Source organism: Paenibacillus sp. FSL E2-0151, assembly GCF_037993015.1.
GTDB lineage: Bacteria > Bacillota > Bacilli > Paenibacillales > Paenibacillaceae > Paenibacillus > Paenibacillus amylolyticus.
The window spans coordinates 5535764-5554436 of sequence record NZ_CP150308.1 but is presented as its reverse complement, the minus strand read 5'-3'; the positions used below and the strand labels follow the sequence as shown (position 1 = coordinate 5554436).

14 protein-coding genes and 1 other annotated feature are annotated in these 18673 nt (G+C 48.2%); all 14 genes read left to right on the top strand.

Features of this window, described 5'->3' with window-relative positions:
* The first annotated feature begins 177 nt into the window (after positions 1-177).
* The 14 genes from hemA (at position 178) to MHI55_RS24655 (ending at position 18609) form a co-directional block, all read left to right on the top strand.
* Positions 178-1563, top strand: a complete 1386-nt coding sequence (gene hemA / locus MHI55_RS24720; RefSeq protein ID WP_036605893.1) for a glutamyl-tRNA reductase — start codon at positions 178-180, stop codon at positions 1561-1563.
* 53 nt (positions 1564-1616) lie between these two features.
* Positions 1617-2405: a cytochrome c biogenesis protein CcsA gene (gene ccsA, locus MHI55_RS24715; protein WP_047841339.1), complete on the top strand. Its 789-nt coding sequence runs from the start codon at positions 1617-1619 to the stop codon at positions 2403-2405.
* A gap of 5 nt (positions 2406-2410) precedes the next feature.
* Complete coding sequence (locus MHI55_RS24710; protein ID WP_340387361.1) at positions 2411-3061, top strand: bifunctional precorrin-2 dehydrogenase/sirohydrochlorin ferrochelatase; 651 nt, start codon at positions 2411-2413, stop codon at positions 3059-3061.
* A 2-nt stretch (positions 3062-3063) separates the two neighbouring features.
* Positions 3064-4020 carry a hydroxymethylbilane synthase gene (gene hemC, locus MHI55_RS24705; RefSeq protein WP_036605896.1) on the top strand — a complete coding sequence of 319 codons (957 nt, stop codon included), beginning with the start codon at positions 3064-3066 and terminating at the stop codon, positions 4018-4020.
* 4 nt (positions 4021-4024) lie between these two features.
* A complete protein-coding gene (gene cobA, locus MHI55_RS24700; RefSeq protein ID WP_047841188.1) occupies positions 4025-5587 on the top strand; it encodes a uroporphyrinogen-III C-methyltransferase in 1563 nt (520 codons plus the stop codon).
* A gap of 104 nt (positions 5588-5691) precedes the next feature.
* Positions 5692-6693, top strand: a complete 1002-nt coding sequence (gene hemB, locus MHI55_RS24695) for a porphobilinogen synthase (protein WP_017692601.1) — start codon at positions 5692-5694, stop codon at positions 6691-6693.
* 26 nt (positions 6694-6719) lie between these two features.
* Positions 6720-8024 carry a glutamate-1-semialdehyde 2,1-aminomutase gene (gene hemL / locus MHI55_RS24690; RefSeq protein WP_036605898.1) on the top strand — a complete coding sequence of 435 codons (1305 nt, stop codon included), beginning with the start codon at positions 6720-6722 and terminating at the stop codon, positions 8022-8024.
* Entirely contained in the window at positions 8021-8929 is a 909-nt protein-coding gene (locus tag MHI55_RS24685) for an RluA family pseudouridine synthase (RefSeq protein WP_340387359.1), read from the top strand. The genes hemL and MHI55_RS24685 overlap by 4 nt, the downstream gene beginning before the upstream one ends.
* 366 nt (positions 8930-9295) lie before the next feature.
* Positions 9296-10879 (top strand): LysM peptidoglycan-binding domain-containing protein, encoded by a 1584-nt coding sequence (locus MHI55_RS24680; RefSeq protein WP_340387357.1) that lies wholly within the window; start codon positions 9296-9298, stop codon positions 10877-10879.
* Positions 10880-11034: 155 nt separating this feature from the next.
* Positions 11035-11316, top strand: a binding site (T-box leader).
* 61 nt (positions 11317-11377) lie between these two features.
* Complete coding sequence (locus tag MHI55_RS24675; RefSeq protein WP_340387355.1) at positions 11378-14044, top strand: valine--tRNA ligase; 2667 nt, start codon at positions 11378-11380, stop codon at positions 14042-14044.
* Between the two features lie 78 nt (positions 14045-14122).
* Positions 14123-15499, top strand: coding sequence for a folylpolyglutamate synthase/dihydrofolate synthase family protein (locus MHI55_RS24670; RefSeq protein ID WP_076253344.1), 1377 nt, complete (start codon positions 14123-14125; stop codon positions 15497-15499).
* A gap of 56 nt (positions 15500-15555) precedes the next feature.
* Complete coding sequence (gene murC / locus MHI55_RS24665; RefSeq protein ID WP_047841184.1) at positions 15556-16875, top strand: UDP-N-acetylmuramate--L-alanine ligase; 1320 nt, start codon at positions 15556-15558, stop codon at positions 16873-16875.
* A 116-nt stretch (positions 16876-16991) separates the two neighbouring features.
* Positions 16992-18221, top strand: a complete 1230-nt coding sequence (locus MHI55_RS24660; protein ID WP_340387353.1) for an SPOR domain-containing protein — start codon at positions 16992-16994, stop codon at positions 18219-18221.
* A gap of 145 nt (positions 18222-18366) precedes the next feature.
* Positions 18367-18609: a DUF4321 domain-containing protein gene (locus MHI55_RS24655; protein ID WP_340387352.1), complete on the top strand. Its 243-nt coding sequence runs from the start codon at positions 18367-18369 to the stop codon at positions 18607-18609.
* The last annotated feature ends 64 nt before the right edge of the window (positions 18610-18673 follow it).

Here is an 18673-nt window from a genome sequence, read left to right as displayed (position 1 = left end):
GACACTACAATAAATGACAGTGCATATGATGATGAACATGGTGATTTCATAAACATTTCATAAAAATGACCCGGTCACGGCTATGATGTGTGATATAATTAACCTTGTCAATCATAAATGGATAGACATATGCAGTAAGCACTTTGATTGGAAATTTATTAGGCAGGTGAACTTGCAATGCACATCGTTGTCGTTGGTTTGAATTATCGCACGGCGCCTGTAGAGGTTAGGGAACGATTCACATTTGCAGAAAAGGATTTGTCTGAAGCGCTGCAGCAGCTCAAGCTGACCAAGAGTGTATTGGAAGGTGTAATCGTAGCCACATGTAACCGTACCGAGTTGTATGTTGTGGTGGACCGTCTTCACATGTGTGGTTATTTTATTCGAACATTCATGGAACAATGGTTTAACGTACCACGGGAAGAATTTACGCAACACTTATATATATATGAAGATGATCAAGCCATGCGCCATTTGTTCCGCGTCATCTGCGGACTAGATTCCATGGTCATTGGTGAGACTCAGATTCTTGGACAGGTGAAACAGGCTTTTCTTAAAGCGCAAGAAGAGAAATCAACAGGTACCTGGTTTAATATGCTGTTCAAACAGGCAGTTACGCTGGGCAAACGGGCACATTCGGAGACTTCCATCGGGGAGAGCGCCGTATCTGTCAGTTATGCTGCTGTTGAACTCGGTAAGAGGATCTTTGGCATGTTCACAGACAAGAAGGTGCTCATTTTGGGTGCGGGCAAGATGAGTGAACTAACCGTGAAACATCTCTATGCCAACGGGGCATCCGAGGTCATCGTGGCGAATCGTACGCTCGCAAGAGCTGAAGAATTGGCAGCCAAGTTCCGGGGTACACCTTGTACGATGGAACAGGCATTAGATCGACTGAATGAAGTTGATATTGTGATTAGTTCGACTGGAGCTGAACGTTATGTCATGGATGCAGCAGTGGTGCGTGAGAGCATGAAGCGTCGTCAATCTCGTCCATTGTTCCTGATTGATATTGCGGTTCCACGCGATATTGATCCGGCGATTGGTGAATTATCCAACGTATTTCTCTATGACATTGATGATTTGGAAGGAATCGTGGAGAGCAACCTGGAGATGCGTAAGGTTGAAGCTGCCAAGATTGAGAGAATGATTGAGCTTGAGATGGAGGATTATTACCATTGGCTCAAAACGTTGGGTGTTCGTCCCGTTATTCGCGCTTTGCAGGAAAAAGGTGTCTCCATTCATGAAGAAACGATGGATAGCCTGTTTAATAAACTGCCTGAGCTCGATGAACATCAACGTAAAGTCATTCGTCGTTTGACCAAGAGTATTGTGAACCAAATGACGACAGATCCGATTAATCGGATTAAGGAAATGGCAGGCACGAAGCAAGGTGATGAAGCTCTGCGCATGTTTACTCAGATTTTCGCTCTGGAAGATGCAGTAGAGATGGCCGCTGAAAAAGTGAGTCAGAGTGATGCTACAGCTCTGGCGAAACCAGCCGCTCACCTTAACGAAAACCGGCAAGACCCCGTGCCGGCTTATGCTCCGGCAGGCGTATAAGGCGGGTGGGCAGCTTGACCCTTGCTGAACAAGTTTATGAAGCTCTAATCTATATGTATGCCCTGAGCCTACTGTTCTATTTCTCGGACTGCATTCGACGCAATGCGGGGGCGAAGCGGACAGGCACAGGGTTTCTTGTCGTTGTTTGGGGACTGCAGGTAACGCATGTCATATTGCGGATGTGGACTGAAGGCCATTTCCCCATCTATACCACCTTTGATTTTTTGTTTATATTTTCATTCAGTATTGTGCTGATGTCTCTCGTCATGACTCGCATCCAGCGTTCCGAATTTGTGATTTTGTTGCTGAATGTTGTAGGTTTTTCCGTTACGGTATTAAACCGACTGTGGTTTACGGCCGGAGAGATATCACTACATAACTGGCAAACGGTACATGGATTACTCATTATGCATATTACCTTGGCGAATCTTGGTTTTGCGGCGTTAACCGTTGCTACGGTATTTGCCATGTTATATCTGTTCCTGCACCGTAAGTTGAAGAAAAAAAAGTGGAATGATACGATGCGACGGATGCCAAGCCTGGAAGTGATCGGCAAATACATGGATGGTGCTAATTTCATAGGTACACCGCTCCTTGGCGTTTCTGTGATGCTTGCCGTATTATCCATTGTGGCTGAAAGACGCTGGATTCTACTCTTGGATCTCAAAGTTATTGCGACAGGTCTTGCTATAGCCATCTATGTGGGGTACTTCGTATCCAAGAGAAGGAAACAGTTCTCTACAATTATCATGGCAAGATGGACACTGATCGGGTACGGATTTGTCATTATAAGTTTTTTATCCAATGCGTATTCAGCGTTTCATCGTTGGACGGGAGAGTGAAGGGGATGGACCGTTACACGCCGATATTTGTGAATACTTCAGGCAAAAAGTGCTGCGTGGTTGGTGGTGGACGTGTTGCCGAACGTAAAATTAAGGGATTGCTGCATGCTGAGGCACAGATTACGGTCATTAGTCCGGAGCTTACTCCCGTATTAAAACAACTGCATCATGAATCCCGAATTCAATGGATAGACCGGTCCTACCGCAATGGAGATTTGCGGGGGGCCTTTCTCGTATATGCAGCGACTGACCGTTCAGAGGTCAATTCAACTGTGGTTCGGGATGCGGAGGCTGCGGGCATATTGGTGAATGACGCAATGTCTTCGGAGCACAGCAGCTTTATTACGCCAAGCGTGGTAAGGCGTGGGAGATTAAGTATAGCCATATCCACAGCAGGAGCGGGACCGGCAGCAGCTGCGGAGATACGTGCCACACTCGAACGACAGTTCGGTGATGAGTATGAGACGTACCTTGAGTTTTTGCACCAGATGAGGACTGAGGTGAAGTCACGCGTATCTTCTTCAAGTCTCAGAAGTACGTTGCTTCGGCAATTAACTGAAATGCACATATTAGAAGATATTCGTACAGGCCATTTTCAGTGGTGGACCGAAGAAGAAATCGGGGACTGGATATCCCGTAATGAGGAGGAAGTGTAGATATGCGTACAATTAAAGTTGGAAGTAGACAGAGCGCGCTTGCGCTAACCCAGACAGGCCATGTCATTCAGGATTTACGCGATATTTGTGAGCGGGAAGGATTAGCTTTTGACTTTGAAGTACATAAGATTGTTACCAAGGGAGATCTCATTCTGGATGTAACGTTGTCAAAAGTGGGCGGCAAAGGTTTGTTTGTCAAAGAGATTGAACAGGCGATGCTTGATCGTACGATTGATATGGCTGTGCATAGCATGAAGGATATGCCTTCCGAGTTACCCGAAGGATTAATCAATGGTGCTATTCCCCGTCGTGCAGATCCACGGGATGCGCTGATCTCTAATGGTGGACTAACTCTGGATCAACTGCCAGAAGGAGCTAGAGTCGGAACAAGCAGTCTGCGCCGGTCGAGTCAATTAAAGGCCTATCGTCCAGATTTGCAATTGGAATCGATTCGCGGCAATATTGATTCCCGTCTGCGGAAGCTGGAGACCGAAGGATTCGATGCGATTATTCTGGCAGCTGCAGGATTGTACCGTATGGGCTGGGAAGACCGAATCACAGAGTACCTGACGGAAACAGCCTGCCTTCCGGCAGTGGGTCAAGGCGCGCTTGGTATCGAATGTCGTGAAGACGATGAGGAACTATTGCACTTGCTGCAGCTGTATAACGATCCCGAGACAGCTTTTCCTGTACAGGCGGAACGCCGTTTTCTCAGTGTATTAAATGGGGGCTGTCAGGTTCCGATCGGTGCTCATGCGGTGTGGGTGCCTCAGCAAGATGCAGATTCCCTGAATGGTGAAAACACGTTACAATTAACAGGTATGGTCGGCACGCCGGATGGTGGGCTGATTCTTAAGGAAGCCATGATCGGCAAGGACCCGGTTCGTCTGGGAGAAGAAGTGGCTTGGAGATTGATCGAACGGGGAGCAGAGCAGATACTGGCAGAAGTTAGGGGATGAAGACATGGTGGGAAAGGTCTTTTTGGTAGGGGCAGGTCCTGGGGATGCAAAGCTGATTACGGTAAAAGGGTGGGAATCCATCGGGAAAGCCGATGCTGTAGTCTATGATCGTTTGGCAAGTCCGAGATTGTTGAAACAAATGAAACCCGGCGCAGTCAAGATTTACGTGGGCAAGCGCCCGGATCGGCATACGATGAAACAGGAAGAGATCAATCAACTGTTGGTTGATCTGGCTCTTGAAGGCAAGGTTGTGGTTCGGCTTAAAGGCGGCGATCCAACTATCTTTGGACGTGTGGGCGAAGAGGCGGGTTTGCTGCACAAAAACGGAATTCCGTTTGAGATTGTACCTGGGGTTACCGCTGCAATAAGTGTGCCTGCGTATGCCGGAATTCCTGTGACTCACCGTGACTATGCATCTTCCATCTCTATTATTACGGGGCACGAGAGTCCGGACAAGCTTGATCGCAGTATCCATTGGGATAAAGTGACGAATGCAACGGGCACACTTGTATTTATGATGGGGGTTGCCAAAATTGGATATATCAGCGAACAATTGATTCGTCATGGTCGTCCAGCGCAAACACCGGTAGCTCTGATTCGTTGGGGAACACGAGCGGAACAGGATACCCTTACAGGTACCCTTGAAGATATAGAAGCGAAAGTGATCGCAGCCAATTTCCAACCACCAGCTGTTATTGTGGTGGGAGATGTTGTCAATCAGCGGGAACAATTGAAATGGGCAGAAGCGCTGCCGCTATTTGGCAAACGAATTCTGGTAACCCGTGCTCGCAGTCAGGCGAGTGAACTGGTGAATCGCATTGAGGAACTCGGCGGCGAACCGTATGAGTTTCCGGTTATTGAGACGGTCATGCCATCCAGTGAATCTGCCAAGCAAAGTGTCAAAGACGCCTTCAGTGCTTTAAATACCTATGACTGGGTGTTTTTCACAAGTGTGAACGGCGTGGAGTTTTTCTTCCGCCATCTGGAACAGGAAGGCAAGGATATTCGCTCGATTCATCAAGCGAGAATTACTGCCGTAGGACCTTCCACAGCAGATGCTTTGCGCAAACATGGCATCGTAGCTGAAGTTGTCAAAGGTCCTTTCCAGGCCGAAGGCATGCTTGAGGCTTTTGAAAGCGAGCTGAAGGAAGGCCAGAGAGTACTGCTTCCGCATGGTGATCTTGCACGTACATGGTTACGTGACCAGTTGAGAGAAAGAGGGCTTCAGGTCACCGAAGCCATCACCTACGATACGATCCTCGCTGGTGAGGATGATGACGAACTACTCAAGCTACTTGAAGAAGGTGGTATTCATGCGGTGACCTTTACAAGTTCATCGACGGTTACCAACTTCATGAGTATGTTGAAACGTATGGGGTTGCAAGATCCACTGCCTTTATTGAAAGATGTGGAGGTTGCGTGTATCGGGCCTGTTACAGCGAAAACGGCAGAAGCCGCTGGACTAAAGGTTACACTGATGGCAGAGGAAGCAACGATGGATAGCTTGATCACAGTGCTATGCGACTGGAAACGGACAGGTACCAAAGAAGGCGCTCTTCGAAATTAATACACATGTAATCATGTCAACATATGAAGCGTGCTGAATTCGATAGGATACCAGCGCGCTTCCCTTTTTGCTCTATTTAACTTTTTCAAGGAGGTTTTACTCGTATGAGTTTTCCAATTGTACGGCATCGCCGTTTACGTCAATCCACAGGTATTCGCAATATGGTCAGAGAGACCCATCTAACCGTGGATGATTTTATTCAACCAATCTATGTTACGTATGGAGAAAATGTAAAATCTGAAATTAAATCCATGCCTGGCGTATTCCGCTTCTCGCTGGATCGTCTTCAGGAGGAAGTAACGGAAATTGCCGAGCTGGGAATTCCAGCCGTGTTATTGTTTGGTATTCCCGAGACGAAGGACAGTGTGGGTTCATCTGGCTTTGCTGAAGATGGCATTGTGCAGGAAGCGACGAGATTGATCAAATCCTGGTACCCGGAACTGCTGGTTGTTGCGGATACTTGTCTGTGTGAATTCACGGATCACGGTCACTGCGGTATGGTACACACCGTGGAGATTGACGGTCACATCTGCGGAGATGTGTTAAATGACGAATCACTGGATCTACTCGTGCAAACGGCAGTGTCTCAAGCCAAAGCAGGAGCGGACATTATTGCACCATCCAACATGATGGATGGATTTGTACAAGCGATCCGCGCGGGGCTGGATGAGAATGGATTCAGTCACATTCCGATCATGTCTTACTCTGTTAAATATGCATCCGCATTCTATGGTCCATTCCGTGAAGCTGCGGATTCCACACCACAATTCGGAGACCGCAAGTCATATCAGATGGACCCGGCGAACGCGCGTGAAGCCTTGCGTGAAGCAGAGACGGATGTGCTCGAAGGAGCGGATATGCTAATGGTTAAACCTTCGCTGTCCTATCTTGATGTCATGCGTACGATTAAGGATCAATTTGATCTTCCGCTTGTTGCCTATAATGTAAGTGGCGAGTATGCCATGGTGAAGGCGGCGGCGATTCAAGGCTGGATCGATGAGAAAAAAGTTGCCATGGAAATCCTGCTCAGCATGAAACGCGCAGGTGCAGATATGATCATTACCTACTACGGAAAAGACGCTTCACGCTGGTTGGCTGAGAAATAAAATAAATTACATTGAGGAGGATATTCATGACTGCACAACAAGGTAATCGTCGCAATGATGAGCGCTCACGCAGCGCGTTTGAGGAAGCGAAGCAGTACATACCCGGGGGTGTGAACAGCCCTGTACGCGCATTCAAATCGGTGGGACTTACTCCGATCTATGCAGAGCGCGGTGAAGGGTCCAAAATCTACGATATTGATGGCAATGTTTTTATTGACTATGTGGGATCGTGGGGCCCACTCATTATGGGACATGCACACCCTGACGTTGTAGAAGCTTTGCGTGAGACAGCCCTCAAAGGAACAAGCTTTGGTGCGCCTACCTTGCTGGAGACCGAGATGGCAAAACTGGTCTGTGAGCGTGTACCTTCTATCGATATCGTGCGGATGGTTAATTCCGGTACGGAAGCAACGATGAGTGCCATTCGACTGGCACGCGGGGTAACCGGACGCAGTAAAATTCTGAAGTTTGAAGGATCATATCATGGACATGCAGACAGCTTGCTGATCAAGGCTGGCTCAGGTGTTGCAACGCTGGGTCTTCCAGATAGTCCAGGCGTGCCTGAAGGCGTAGCTGTGAATACCATTACGGTGCCTTATAACGATCTGGAGTCCGTGAGACTTGCTTTTGAACGTTATGGTGAAGAACTGGCCGCTGTTATTGTGGAGCCTGTGGCAGGTAACATGGGGGTTGTTCCTCCGGCTTCCGGTTTCCTTGAAGGGCTGCGCAGTTTGACGACCCAATATGGCAGCCTGCTTATTTTTGACGAAGTCATGACCGGTTTCCGCGTAGGGTTGAACTGTGCTCAGGGACGGTATGGGGTTACACCTGACCTGACTTGTCTGGGTAAAGTTATCGGTGGCGGCCTCCCGGTTGGCGCTTATGGTGGTCGTCGGGATCTGATGGAACAGATTGCTCCAACAGGACCAATCTATCAGGCAGGTACATTGAGCGGGAATCCGCTGGCTATGGCAGCAGGGTATACAACGCTCAAATTGTTAACACCAGAGGTCTATGACCGTCTGGAGACATTGTCTGCACGTCTGCAAGCCGGATTCGAGAAAAATGCAGCTGAGACGGGTATTGCGATAACCATTAACCGTGTGGGTTCCATGGTTTGTCCATTCTTCAGTGCCGTTCCAGTAACCAATTATGATATTGCCAAAGAAAGCAATCTGGATCAATTCCGTCGTTATTTTGCGGCCATGATTGATCAAGGTGTGAGTGTTGCGCCTTCGCAATACGAAGGTATGTTTGTCTCTGGTGTGCACACGGAGCAGGATATTGACGATACGATTGAGGCGAATCGTAAAGCTCTTCAATCGCTATGACCATCAAAAGTTGGAAACGCCGCGGGGAATGGCTTGAGCTGATGCCAGGGAAAGCCGTAACAGGCAGCTCGGACAAACCGATGGCTGCAGAGCAATGGTTATTGTCTGAACTTCAGTTTCCGGAGAAACTGCTCCGTCAGTTAAAAGCAAACCAAGGAATACAACTTGCAGGGGACCGGCTTCGGCTGGCCCTTTTTGCGTCCCAGCCAATCGATGTTGAGCCACGCTGGGCTGATGTGGATGTATTGTATGAGGATGATTTTTGTCTGGTTATGCACAAACCGGCAGGCATGAAACTGCATCCAGATGGAAGCCGTACCGATCAGGCCATCACGCTGGATCATGTGGTTGCCTCTTATTACGAAATGAACGGAATCCAGGCGAGCGTTCGCCATGTTCATCGACTGGATGAGGATACAACCGGACCTGTCCTGTATGCCAAAAATGCTTTTGCCCTCGCCAAACTGGATGAAGCGATGCGTCGCAAAGAGATTGGCCGCCATTATGTAGCCATTGCAGGTGGACATATCCCCCTTGAACTCCACAAAATTGATGCTCCGATTGGCAAGGATAGACATCACAAGCAGCGCAGACGTGTCTCGGAAGGTGGACAGGAAGCTGTTACTCATGTGGAGACCGTCGAAGTGTGGGAAAGAGCAACCCTTGTACGATTAAAGCTGGATACAGGACGAACACACCAAATTCGTGTACACCTGAGTTACGCGGGACACCCGCTCATTGGTGATGCGTTGTATGGAGGTAGAGCGGATGCCATTGGGCGACAAGCACTTCATGGAGAGTTGCTTAAGTTTAGTCATCCTTTAACCGGAGCGATGATTGAAGTGAACGACCCATGGCCGTCCGATTTCACACAATTGGCAGAGCGTGAGCGTCAAAATTATTAATACACTATATAAGTTCGACTAACTATTTACACGAAAACGGAAAGGACAGAAACAACCAGAAGAAGTAAAGCGTTCGCCTAAAAGCTTTCTGAAAGAAAGCTACTTCGGAAGCCTAAGCTATCCCCGGGTTTTCCCTTTATAAAAAGGAATGAAAAAAATCTGGGGATAACAGCGATCAGAAGGTTGTTCTGTCATTGGAGTGACAGTGTAAATAACCATGAGTTGAACATATATAGCAAGGTTTTTCAAAAGGTGGCATGCTCCTCTCATTCAAGGCATATAGATGGGGTAACGAAGGATTTGGACCATGGATCAGTCCCATGAGAAGGATCATGGTGAACATATGCCGAAAGGAGGACGCCACCTTTGTTGAATCAACCTTATGGTTTGCGGTTCGATATTTATGAGCGCGTTCATTTGTCTGAGGGAGTTCCTGCGATTGAGGAATTGGAGGAGATTGAACTATACCCACGCATTCAAGTCATAGGGCAGGATGATCATGCCACATTAAGAGGGCATCTTTTACTTACAGGTGCGTACAGAGGAGAAAATGAGGCTTCAGAGGAGCTCAAACATTTCATTCCCGTGGAGATCACAGTGCCGCTGAACCGGGTCAGATCGATTGAAGATATTTCCATCGAGATCGAAAATTTTGACGTGGATCTGTTATCCAATCGCAGTCTGAACATTACAGGCGTGTTGTCGCTACGAGGTATCGAAGGTTTTCCTGTTGAAGAGCCACAAGTGTGGTCAGCAGATGAGTTTACAGTTGTTCATTCACCTGATGTTCAGCAACCCAACCGTTCCGATGAAGCAGCACAGGCAGGTAGCGATCCCAACACATTTGCACAAGAGTACCTGCTCCAGCGGAGTGAGGAAGAGAGACTTGCGAATGCAGCAGAACTTGCATATGGTGCTCCGGAATTCGCTGACCTGTCCACAAGGGAAGAGACATTAAGGAATAGCGAAGAATGGCAGCAGGATTATGCGAATGCGTCATCCGCAGAGCCACTTCAATCTGAGGAGCTAAGTGCGGAGTACGCTAACGAAAACAGACAACCTGATGCAAATGAAGATCCCGCATCTCTGACAGCGAATGGAGATGAATTGGCATCTCATGAGCAATACAGCGAACCTTCTCCGATCTCGTCATTTATGGCTGAGACCGCAGATCGATTAGCTTCTTACCCTGAGTCGGAACCATTGTTGCCTCTGGAAGATGAGTCTTCGGGTTGGTCCGAGCCTTCCGTGGATGCATTGCCTGCGAACTCGAGAAGTGCAGATCAAGCAGTCTCAGAGCCTACTGCTCAATCATCTAATGAGTTGGCATCACCGGATGTACCGGACGCACCAGAGGTATGGCACTTCGAATCCGCGAGATCTGTACCTCAGCAGGAGAATCAGGCAGTTGCCGATGTCCCGGGCGAATCACAGGCGGAGAACTGGCAAGGTGTATTTGCTTCGTCCGAACCAGGCAACGCTGAGGAAGACCGGCCGTCTTTTGAAGCGACTGGGGTAGACGAGTTCGTACAGAACGAAGCATTTGTTCCTGAACCTGTGGCTGAGACGGAAGACAAGCCGGAGCTGAAGGTTGCTTTTGGCAGCAAAAAAGAATCCGCACCACGGCAAGAAGAGGGCGTAGGTATCTCTTCTTTGTTATCCTCCGGTAGAGCGGCACGCGATGCTGAAGTGGAGCGAGGCGATGAGGTTCCTGCGGGTGTGGTACAGGAAGAAACGTATCCAGCTGATGATGTGGAATGGAAGAACCTGTTCCTGGGAACGATCGTGGACCAGACCCCGTTCCGCAAGGTGAAACTTTGCATCGTTCAGCGAGAAGATACACTGGATGCTATTGCAGATCGATATCAATTGAGCACGAGGGAACTTCAGTTGTATAACCGATTATCTGAGCAGGTTGTGGAAGAAGGTCAGATATTGTACATCCCTTAATCCGTAGTTAAAGCCTTCGTTACGACCCGTGATCCCCTTGAGGATTGCGGGTTTTTGCATGATTCGTCCTAAACCTGCATTCCAGCGCTCTTTATCCGCTGTTGTCAGGTTGACTATCGCGCACGAGCAAGGTATGATGTGTGTAGGTTTTTTGAAGAACAACGTGGAACGGGAGTAGTAGACAGTATGACCTTTCAGAGAGTGGAATTGCAGCGCTGTGAGATTCCGCAGGAACCAACTGATCGAAGTCGCCCGGGAGTTGCCTGTTTGAATACAAGGGATGAATGAGATCTATCGTCATTTATTTCTGAGGTAGGATGGGCCGGTAGCAGCCGTTATCTGCTTGAAGTGTCACGTCATGTACAGAGGGTGAAGTCTATCTTGCTGTAGGCGTGAAACAAAGGTGGTACCGCGAAAGCTAACCTTTCGTCCTTTGATGGATGAAAGGTTTTTTTTGTTTTTTTTGGCGAAGATGATGAAGTAACGGAGGAATGACACATGTCTGAGGAAAAAAAATCAGCTGCAACAGAAATGCCGACCACTTACGATCCTAAGGCGGCAGAGGATAAATGGTACTCCACCTGGATGGAGCGTGGATATTTCAAAGCCGGTCAACGTAAAGATGCCGAGCCGTATACAATTGTAATTCCACCCCCAAATGTGACCGGGATGCTGCACATTGGGCATGCGCTCGATTTTACACTGCAGGATATTCTGATCCGCACCAAACGGATGCAAGGTTATGACGCACTGTGGCTTCCGGGTTCCGACCATGCAGGTATTGCTACTCAAACCAAAGTGGAGCAGAAGCTGCGTGAAGAAGGTCTGACTCGTTATGATCTGGGACGTGACAAGTTTCTGGAGAAAGTATGGGACTGGAAAGATCAATATGCCACTACCATTCGTCAACAATGGGGCAAAATGGGATTGTCGCTTGATTACTCACGTGAACGTTTTACGCTGGATGAAGGTCTGTCCCAAGCGGTTCGCAAAGTATTTGTTCAACTGTATGAAAAAGGCCTTATTTACCGAGGCAAACGCATCATTAACTGGGACCCGGTGAACCGGACAGCTCTGTCCGACATTGAGGTTGAATATAAAGAGGTTCAGGGTCACCTGTACCATCTGCGGTACCCACTCAAAGACGGAAGTGGCTACGTTACAGTGGCAACAACGCGTCCTGAAACGATGCTGGGTGATACAGCGGTTGCTGTTCATCCGAAAGATGAGCGTTATGCAGATATGATTGGTAAAGTACTTGTACTGCCTATCATTGGACGCGAAATTCCAATTATCGCTGATGATTATGTGGATAAAGAGTTTGGAAGTGGTGCAGTTAAAATCACGCCTGCGCATGATCCAAATGACTTTGAAGTAGGTCTTCGTCATGATCTGCCTCAGATTACGGTAATGGATGAGAGCGGCACAATGAATGCTGAGGCAGGCAAGTATCAGGGACTGGACCGCAGTGACTGCCGCAAGCAGATTGTTGCTGACTTGAAAGAGCAGGGCGTATTGATCAACATTGAGGATCACACGCATCAGGTTGGACACAGTGAGCGTACCGGAGCTGTTGTTGAGCCGTATCTGTCTACACAGTGGTTCGTTGAGATGAAGCCACTTGCAGAGAGAGCGATCAAGAAACAACAGAGCGGCGAAGGGGTTAATTTTGTTCCAGATCGTTTTGAGAAAACCTATCTGAACTGGATCGAGAACGTTCGTGACTGGTGTATTTCCCGTCAACTGTGGTGGGGACATCGTATTCCTGCCTGGTATGATGAAGAAACGGGTGAAATCATCGTATCTGCTGAAGATCCGACGACACTGCCAGAGAATGCTGGACGCAAGCTCAGACAGGACGAAGACGTACTCGATACTTGGTTTAGCTCCGGCTTATGGCCGTTCTCCACATTGGGCTGGCCGGAAGATACGGAAGATCTGCAACGTTATTATCCGACAAGTGTACTTGTGACAGGGTATGACATCATATATTTCTGGGTTGCACGTATGATCTTCACTGCATTGGAATTCACCGATGAGATTCCGTTCAAGGATGTGCTGATGCATGGTCTTGTTCGTGACGCAGATGGACGCAAAATGTCCAAATCATTAGGCAACGGTGTAGATCCGTTAGATGTGATTGAGAAATACGGCGCAGATGCGATGCGTTACATGATCTCAACCAGCAGCACGCCAGGTCAGGATCTGCGTTTCCGTTGGGAACGGGTGGAGCAGGCTCGTAACTTTGCCAACAAGATCTGGAATGCTTCGCGCTTTGCATTGATGAATCTGGAAGGATTCACCTATGAGGAACGTGACATTAGCGGAGAGCTTGGTACAGCGGATTATTGGATTTTGCACCGTCTTAACGAAACTTCCCGCGATATTACGCGTCTAATCGAAGCGTATGAATTTGGGGAAACGGGCCGTGTGCTGTATAACTTTATCTGGGATGACCTGTGTGACTGGTACATTGAGTTTGCGAAACTGTCCTTCTACGGAGAAGATCCGATTGCCAAGAAGAAAACACAATCCGTGCTGGCTTATGTACTGGATCAGACGATGCGCCTGATTCATCCGTTCATGCCATACATCTCTGAAGAGATCTGGCAGCATCTGCCACATGAAGGTGAGACGATTACGTTGGCATCTTGGCCGGTATACGATCCTGCTCTTGAGAACCCAGAGGCTGTTGCCGAGATGAACCTGCTCATGGATACCATTCGTGCGGTTCGGAACATTCGTGCAGAAGTGAACGTGCCGATGAGTAAAAAGATCGAATTGATGGTCAAAGCAAACAGTGCTGAGACGTCCAGCATCATTGAGCGTAACAGCCATTACATCAAACGGTTCTGTAATACGTCCGAGTTCGATAGTGGGCTGGATTTAAACTCACCGGATAAGGCAATGACTGCGATCATTACGGGGGCAGAACTATACTTGCCGCTCGCAGGTCTTATTGATATCGAGCAGGAAGTGGCTCGTTTGGAGAAAGAGTTGGAGAACCTTGAGGGCGAAGTTCTCCGTGTAGAGAAAAAGCTGGCGAACGAAGGCTTTGTTGCCAAAGCTCCTGCCAAAGTTATTGAGGAAGAGCGCGCCAAGCAAGCAGATTATTCCGATAAACGGGATAAAGTGATTGCACGAATCAAGGAACTTAAAGGTTAATATATGTGGGTCGGATGGAGAGCCATTATGCCATCCGGCCGCTTTTTTCACTCAAACTCGGGACCGAAGGTGAATCAGATGACGGAATTAGACGGGACAGATGCAGCAGCTCCTTTACTTACGTACAACGAGGCCGTGGACTGGATCAATGGCCTTATTCCTTTTGGCATCCGACCTGGATTGGAACGAATCGAGAGTCTGATGTCCATGTTAGGCAATCCACACCAACGTCTCAAATTTATTCATGTCGCGGGAACGAACGGCAAAGGTTCGACTTGCGCTTTTTTGACGTCAGTGCTTCTTCAGGCTGGATATGATGTGGGTACCTTTACGTCGCCTTATATCACCAAGTTTACAAACCGTTTTCAATACAACGGTGAGGATATTCCTGAAGAAATCCTGCTTAAGCTCTCGAACCGATTACATCCACTAGTCATGGAAATGGCCTCCACTCCGCTTGGATCACCCACGATGTTTGAGGTGTCCACGGCTCTGGCGCTTCTGTACTATGCAGAGGAGTGTTACCCTGACGTTGTGGTATGGGAGACGGGGCTAGGGGGAAGGATGGACGTAACGAATATTGTCGCACCTGTTGTGTCCGTCATCACCAACATTGGTATGGATCATACGGATGTACTTGGAGATACGATTGAGCAGATTGCTGGAGAAAAGGCAGGTATTATCAAGCCGGGAGTACCCGTTGTGACTTGCGCGACTCAACCCGAAGCTGTGAAGGTGATTCAGGAGAAAGCACAGCAGCTTCAATCAAGCGTGTATTTGGCTGGAGATCAATTCTCTTATCATAGACTGGACAGCAATGAGAACGGACAATCTTTTCATTTTACAGGCCCGTTCCGTGATCTGGACGTTCGCATACGCATGCAGGGCTCACATCAATGTGACAATGCAGCGGCCGCACTTATGGTGCTTGAATTGCTTAGACAATACATGGCATTTATGCTGGATGACAACGATATTGTACTTGGACTGGAGAATGCTTTCTGGGCAGGAAGATTCGAAAAAGTCGTCGATGAACCCCGAATTGTGCTAGATGGAGCACATAATCCGGAAGGGGCAGAGTCACTGGCCAAGAGCATTATGGATGTCTATCCGCACAACAAGTTAATTTTGATGATGGGTATGTTGGCAAATAAGCATCACGAAGCGTATTTGCAGCATATACTGCCACTAGTGGATACGCTGATCCTGACCGAGCCAGATTTCCGACGCAAAATGGATGCAGCCGAATTGCTGCAGATTGTCGAACGGGTACGTCCCGCCATTGCGAAGCAGGAACTGGAAATCATCGTCGAGCCCGAATGGGCAAAGGCACTTGATCTATTGAAGTCACGGACGGAAGCGGAAGATCTGGGGGTGGTCTCCGGCACACTGTACCTGATTGCGGATGTGCGGGCAGCCCTTTTGCATCAAACCGATTCTGAAAAAGGTTGGTGAAAGTTTTGTTAAATACATCGGAACACGTTCATTTTATAGGGATTGGCGGATATGGCATGAGTGCCATCGCAAGAGTTATGTTGGAAATGGGATACACCGTTACCGGATCGGATGTCGCTTCACAGGAGTTGACCGAGAAGTTGGCAGCCAAGGGAGCGAAAATATATATCGGACATACGGCAGAGCACGTCACTGGAGCAGATCTTGTTGTCTACTCTACAGCAGCGCCTGCTGATAATGTGGAACGGGTAGCAGCTGCAGAGCTGAACATTCCGATTCTGCATCGTTCCCAGATGCTTGCACGTTTGTTGAACGAACGTAAAGGTGTGGCTGTAGCTGGGGCTCATGGTAAAACAACCACTTCATCCATGATTGCACTTGTTATGGATAAATGTGATACAGATCCGACATACATTATTGGCGGAGAAATCATGAATGTGGGTACCAACGCGAAGGCCGGTCAAGGCGACTGGGTAGTCGCTGAAGCGGACGAGAGCGATGGTTCGTTTTTGCAGTACCATCCATGGCTCGGTATTGTAACCAATATTGAGGCAGATCATCTGGAGAATTACAACAGTGATTTTGAGGAGCTCAAAAGGGCTTATGTGCAGTTCCTGAGCCAGATTCGTCCGGAAGGAACAGCGATTGTGTGTTCTGACGACGAGAATGTTCAAGCGATTTTGCCAGAACTCAAGTCGCGGATTACAACCTATGGTATTGATCGTGCTGCAGATTATACGGCAACGGATATTGTATTGGGCGATCGCCGTATCTCCTTTACGATGAATCATCAGGGTGCTGCTATGGGCACGGTGGAATTATCAGTGCCGGGTAAGCATAACGTTTATAATGCGATGGCTACTGTGATTACCTGTCTGGAAGCAGGCATTCCATTTGAGAAGATTGTGGCAGCTATCATCCAGTTCCATGGAGCAAAACGTAGATTCCAGGTATTGGGCGAGGCGCGCGATATGCTGATCATCGATGATTATGCTCATCACCCGACTGAGATTGAAGCTACCATTAGTGCCGCCAAAGCAACGGGCAAACGCATTATTGCGGTATTCCAGCCACAGCGTTATACGCGGACGTTCTTCCTGCTGGATGCGTTCAGTCGTGCTTTTGCGGAAGCGGATGAGGTGCTTATTACGGACATCTATTCTCCTGCGGGCGAAAAACAGATCGAAGGGGTAACCTCAGCCCGACTGGTTGAACTGATCGTTCAAAACAGTAATGCTTCTGCACGTTACCTTCCTACAAAAGAAGAAGTGGTAGCTGATCTGCAACATCGTCTGCAGCCAGGAGATCTTGTGATTACGATGGGCGCAGGTGATATCTGGAAAGTCGGCGATACACTTGCCAAAGGTTTGAAATAGATCAATTGAGAAATCGCCTGTCTTCGATACGAAGCAGGCGTTTTTTGCGTTATATGGAATGTATTCTCCAGTCTCTGCATATAGCTTATATAAATGGGACAAAGGAGAGGGTACGGGTGAGCAATGCTAGAATGACGTTTCGCTTCGGGGATCATGAGTCGGACAAGCCTGAAAACAAGAGGATATCCGCGTCCAGTCCATTGGTGACGTTAAGTGAAGAATTACCGCATAATCAACCTCTAACGCCTAAGCAGATGGATACAACCCCATCATGGACGCCTGAGGATATCCCCGGAGACTGGGGAGAGACGGTGCTGACAAGCTCTACTGTACCTGAACCTGACGAGCGGGTGAGTCATGATTCGAACTTGAACTTGGATGAGGCCCATTATTTTGGGAACCGTTCCGGTTACGATTATGTTAATCACACTGATAATCCGGAGGAAGAGCGTCGTGATCTGTCCAATGCCCATGATGATCAGGGCCACGACTGGCTTGCAGATTCGGAGAACTATTCCTATAAACGCAATCGCCCTCCAAGAGGCTGGAAAATGATTGGTTCTGTCACTGGTGCACTTGTTACCGGAGCACTTTTTGGTATGGTTATTCTTTCATTTTTTAATAAAGAAGGAGCCGCGAAGCCAGGCGATCTTCTGCCCGTCAATCAGGCAGTTTCCACTGTGACGGGTCAGGAGGGGACTGCAGGTACAGAGCAGCAGCTTCAGACAGCGGCGACTGGCAGTACGTATTATGCACTTCAATACGGCGTGTTCAGTTCTCCTGAACGAGCTGAGCAGGCTAAGCTTGAACTGGCTCAGGCAGGTATAGCCGCAGGTTCTGATCCTGAAGATGGCAATCGAGTATATGCAGGCATTTCGGCTGATCGTGAAGAGGCCAAGCTACTTAGCTCCCGGCTAAAAGCCCAGGGAGTTGAACTGTATGTCAAGGAGATTGTGAACCCTGAGATCAATCCGGCTATATTCGGTGGCAAACAAGAGGATGTGCAGCTTTTCTTCACAAACAGTTCTGCACTGGTGGAACAATTATCTACCTTGTCCATTCAGCAGCTGGGACAGTCTGCTCCGGCAGCAGTTTCTACAGAAACGATGACCGCGATTCAAAATAAGCACGAGTCATGGCTGACGGGATTGAATAGTCTTACACCTGGCCTGACCGCAGATGTACAACCTATTATTGGTGGAATGGAGAAATCAATGAACAGTGCAATTACGGCTATCGCGGAGTACAACAAAAACCCGGATGATGTACACATGTGGTCCGTGCAGTCCGATCTGATGGAATATGTACTGCAGCAGAAAAAATGGCTCGAAGCGATAAAGCAGTAACATGCTCTTTCCCATAACAACGCTTGGAAATACCCATCCGGCAAGGAACTGGAAATAGTTCCCCTTGCCGGATTTGTGTTTGTATTGACGTACAAAACCCCGTATAATAATGTGGGTGTCAAAAAATGGCGAGGGAAGATTACCGATGAAAAAAAACTTCGGCATGTTATTGCTGTTTCTGCTACTCGGCTGGATGGCCGGAGCGTGGATCGCCAAGGCACTGCAGCCTGTAAAGGCAGTATCCTTTCTTACGAAAGCCACGACCATACGTTGGTCGCCACAGGCTGATCTGGATATTATCAGTTATAATATTTCACTTCAATTTCAAATGAGCCTTCTGAGTCTGATCGGTATGATTGCCGCTGTGTGGCTGTATCGCAGACTGTAGGAGAATGACGAGTTATGACGAAAAAAATTAAACCAGTGACATCTATTATCGTGATCCGGACAGG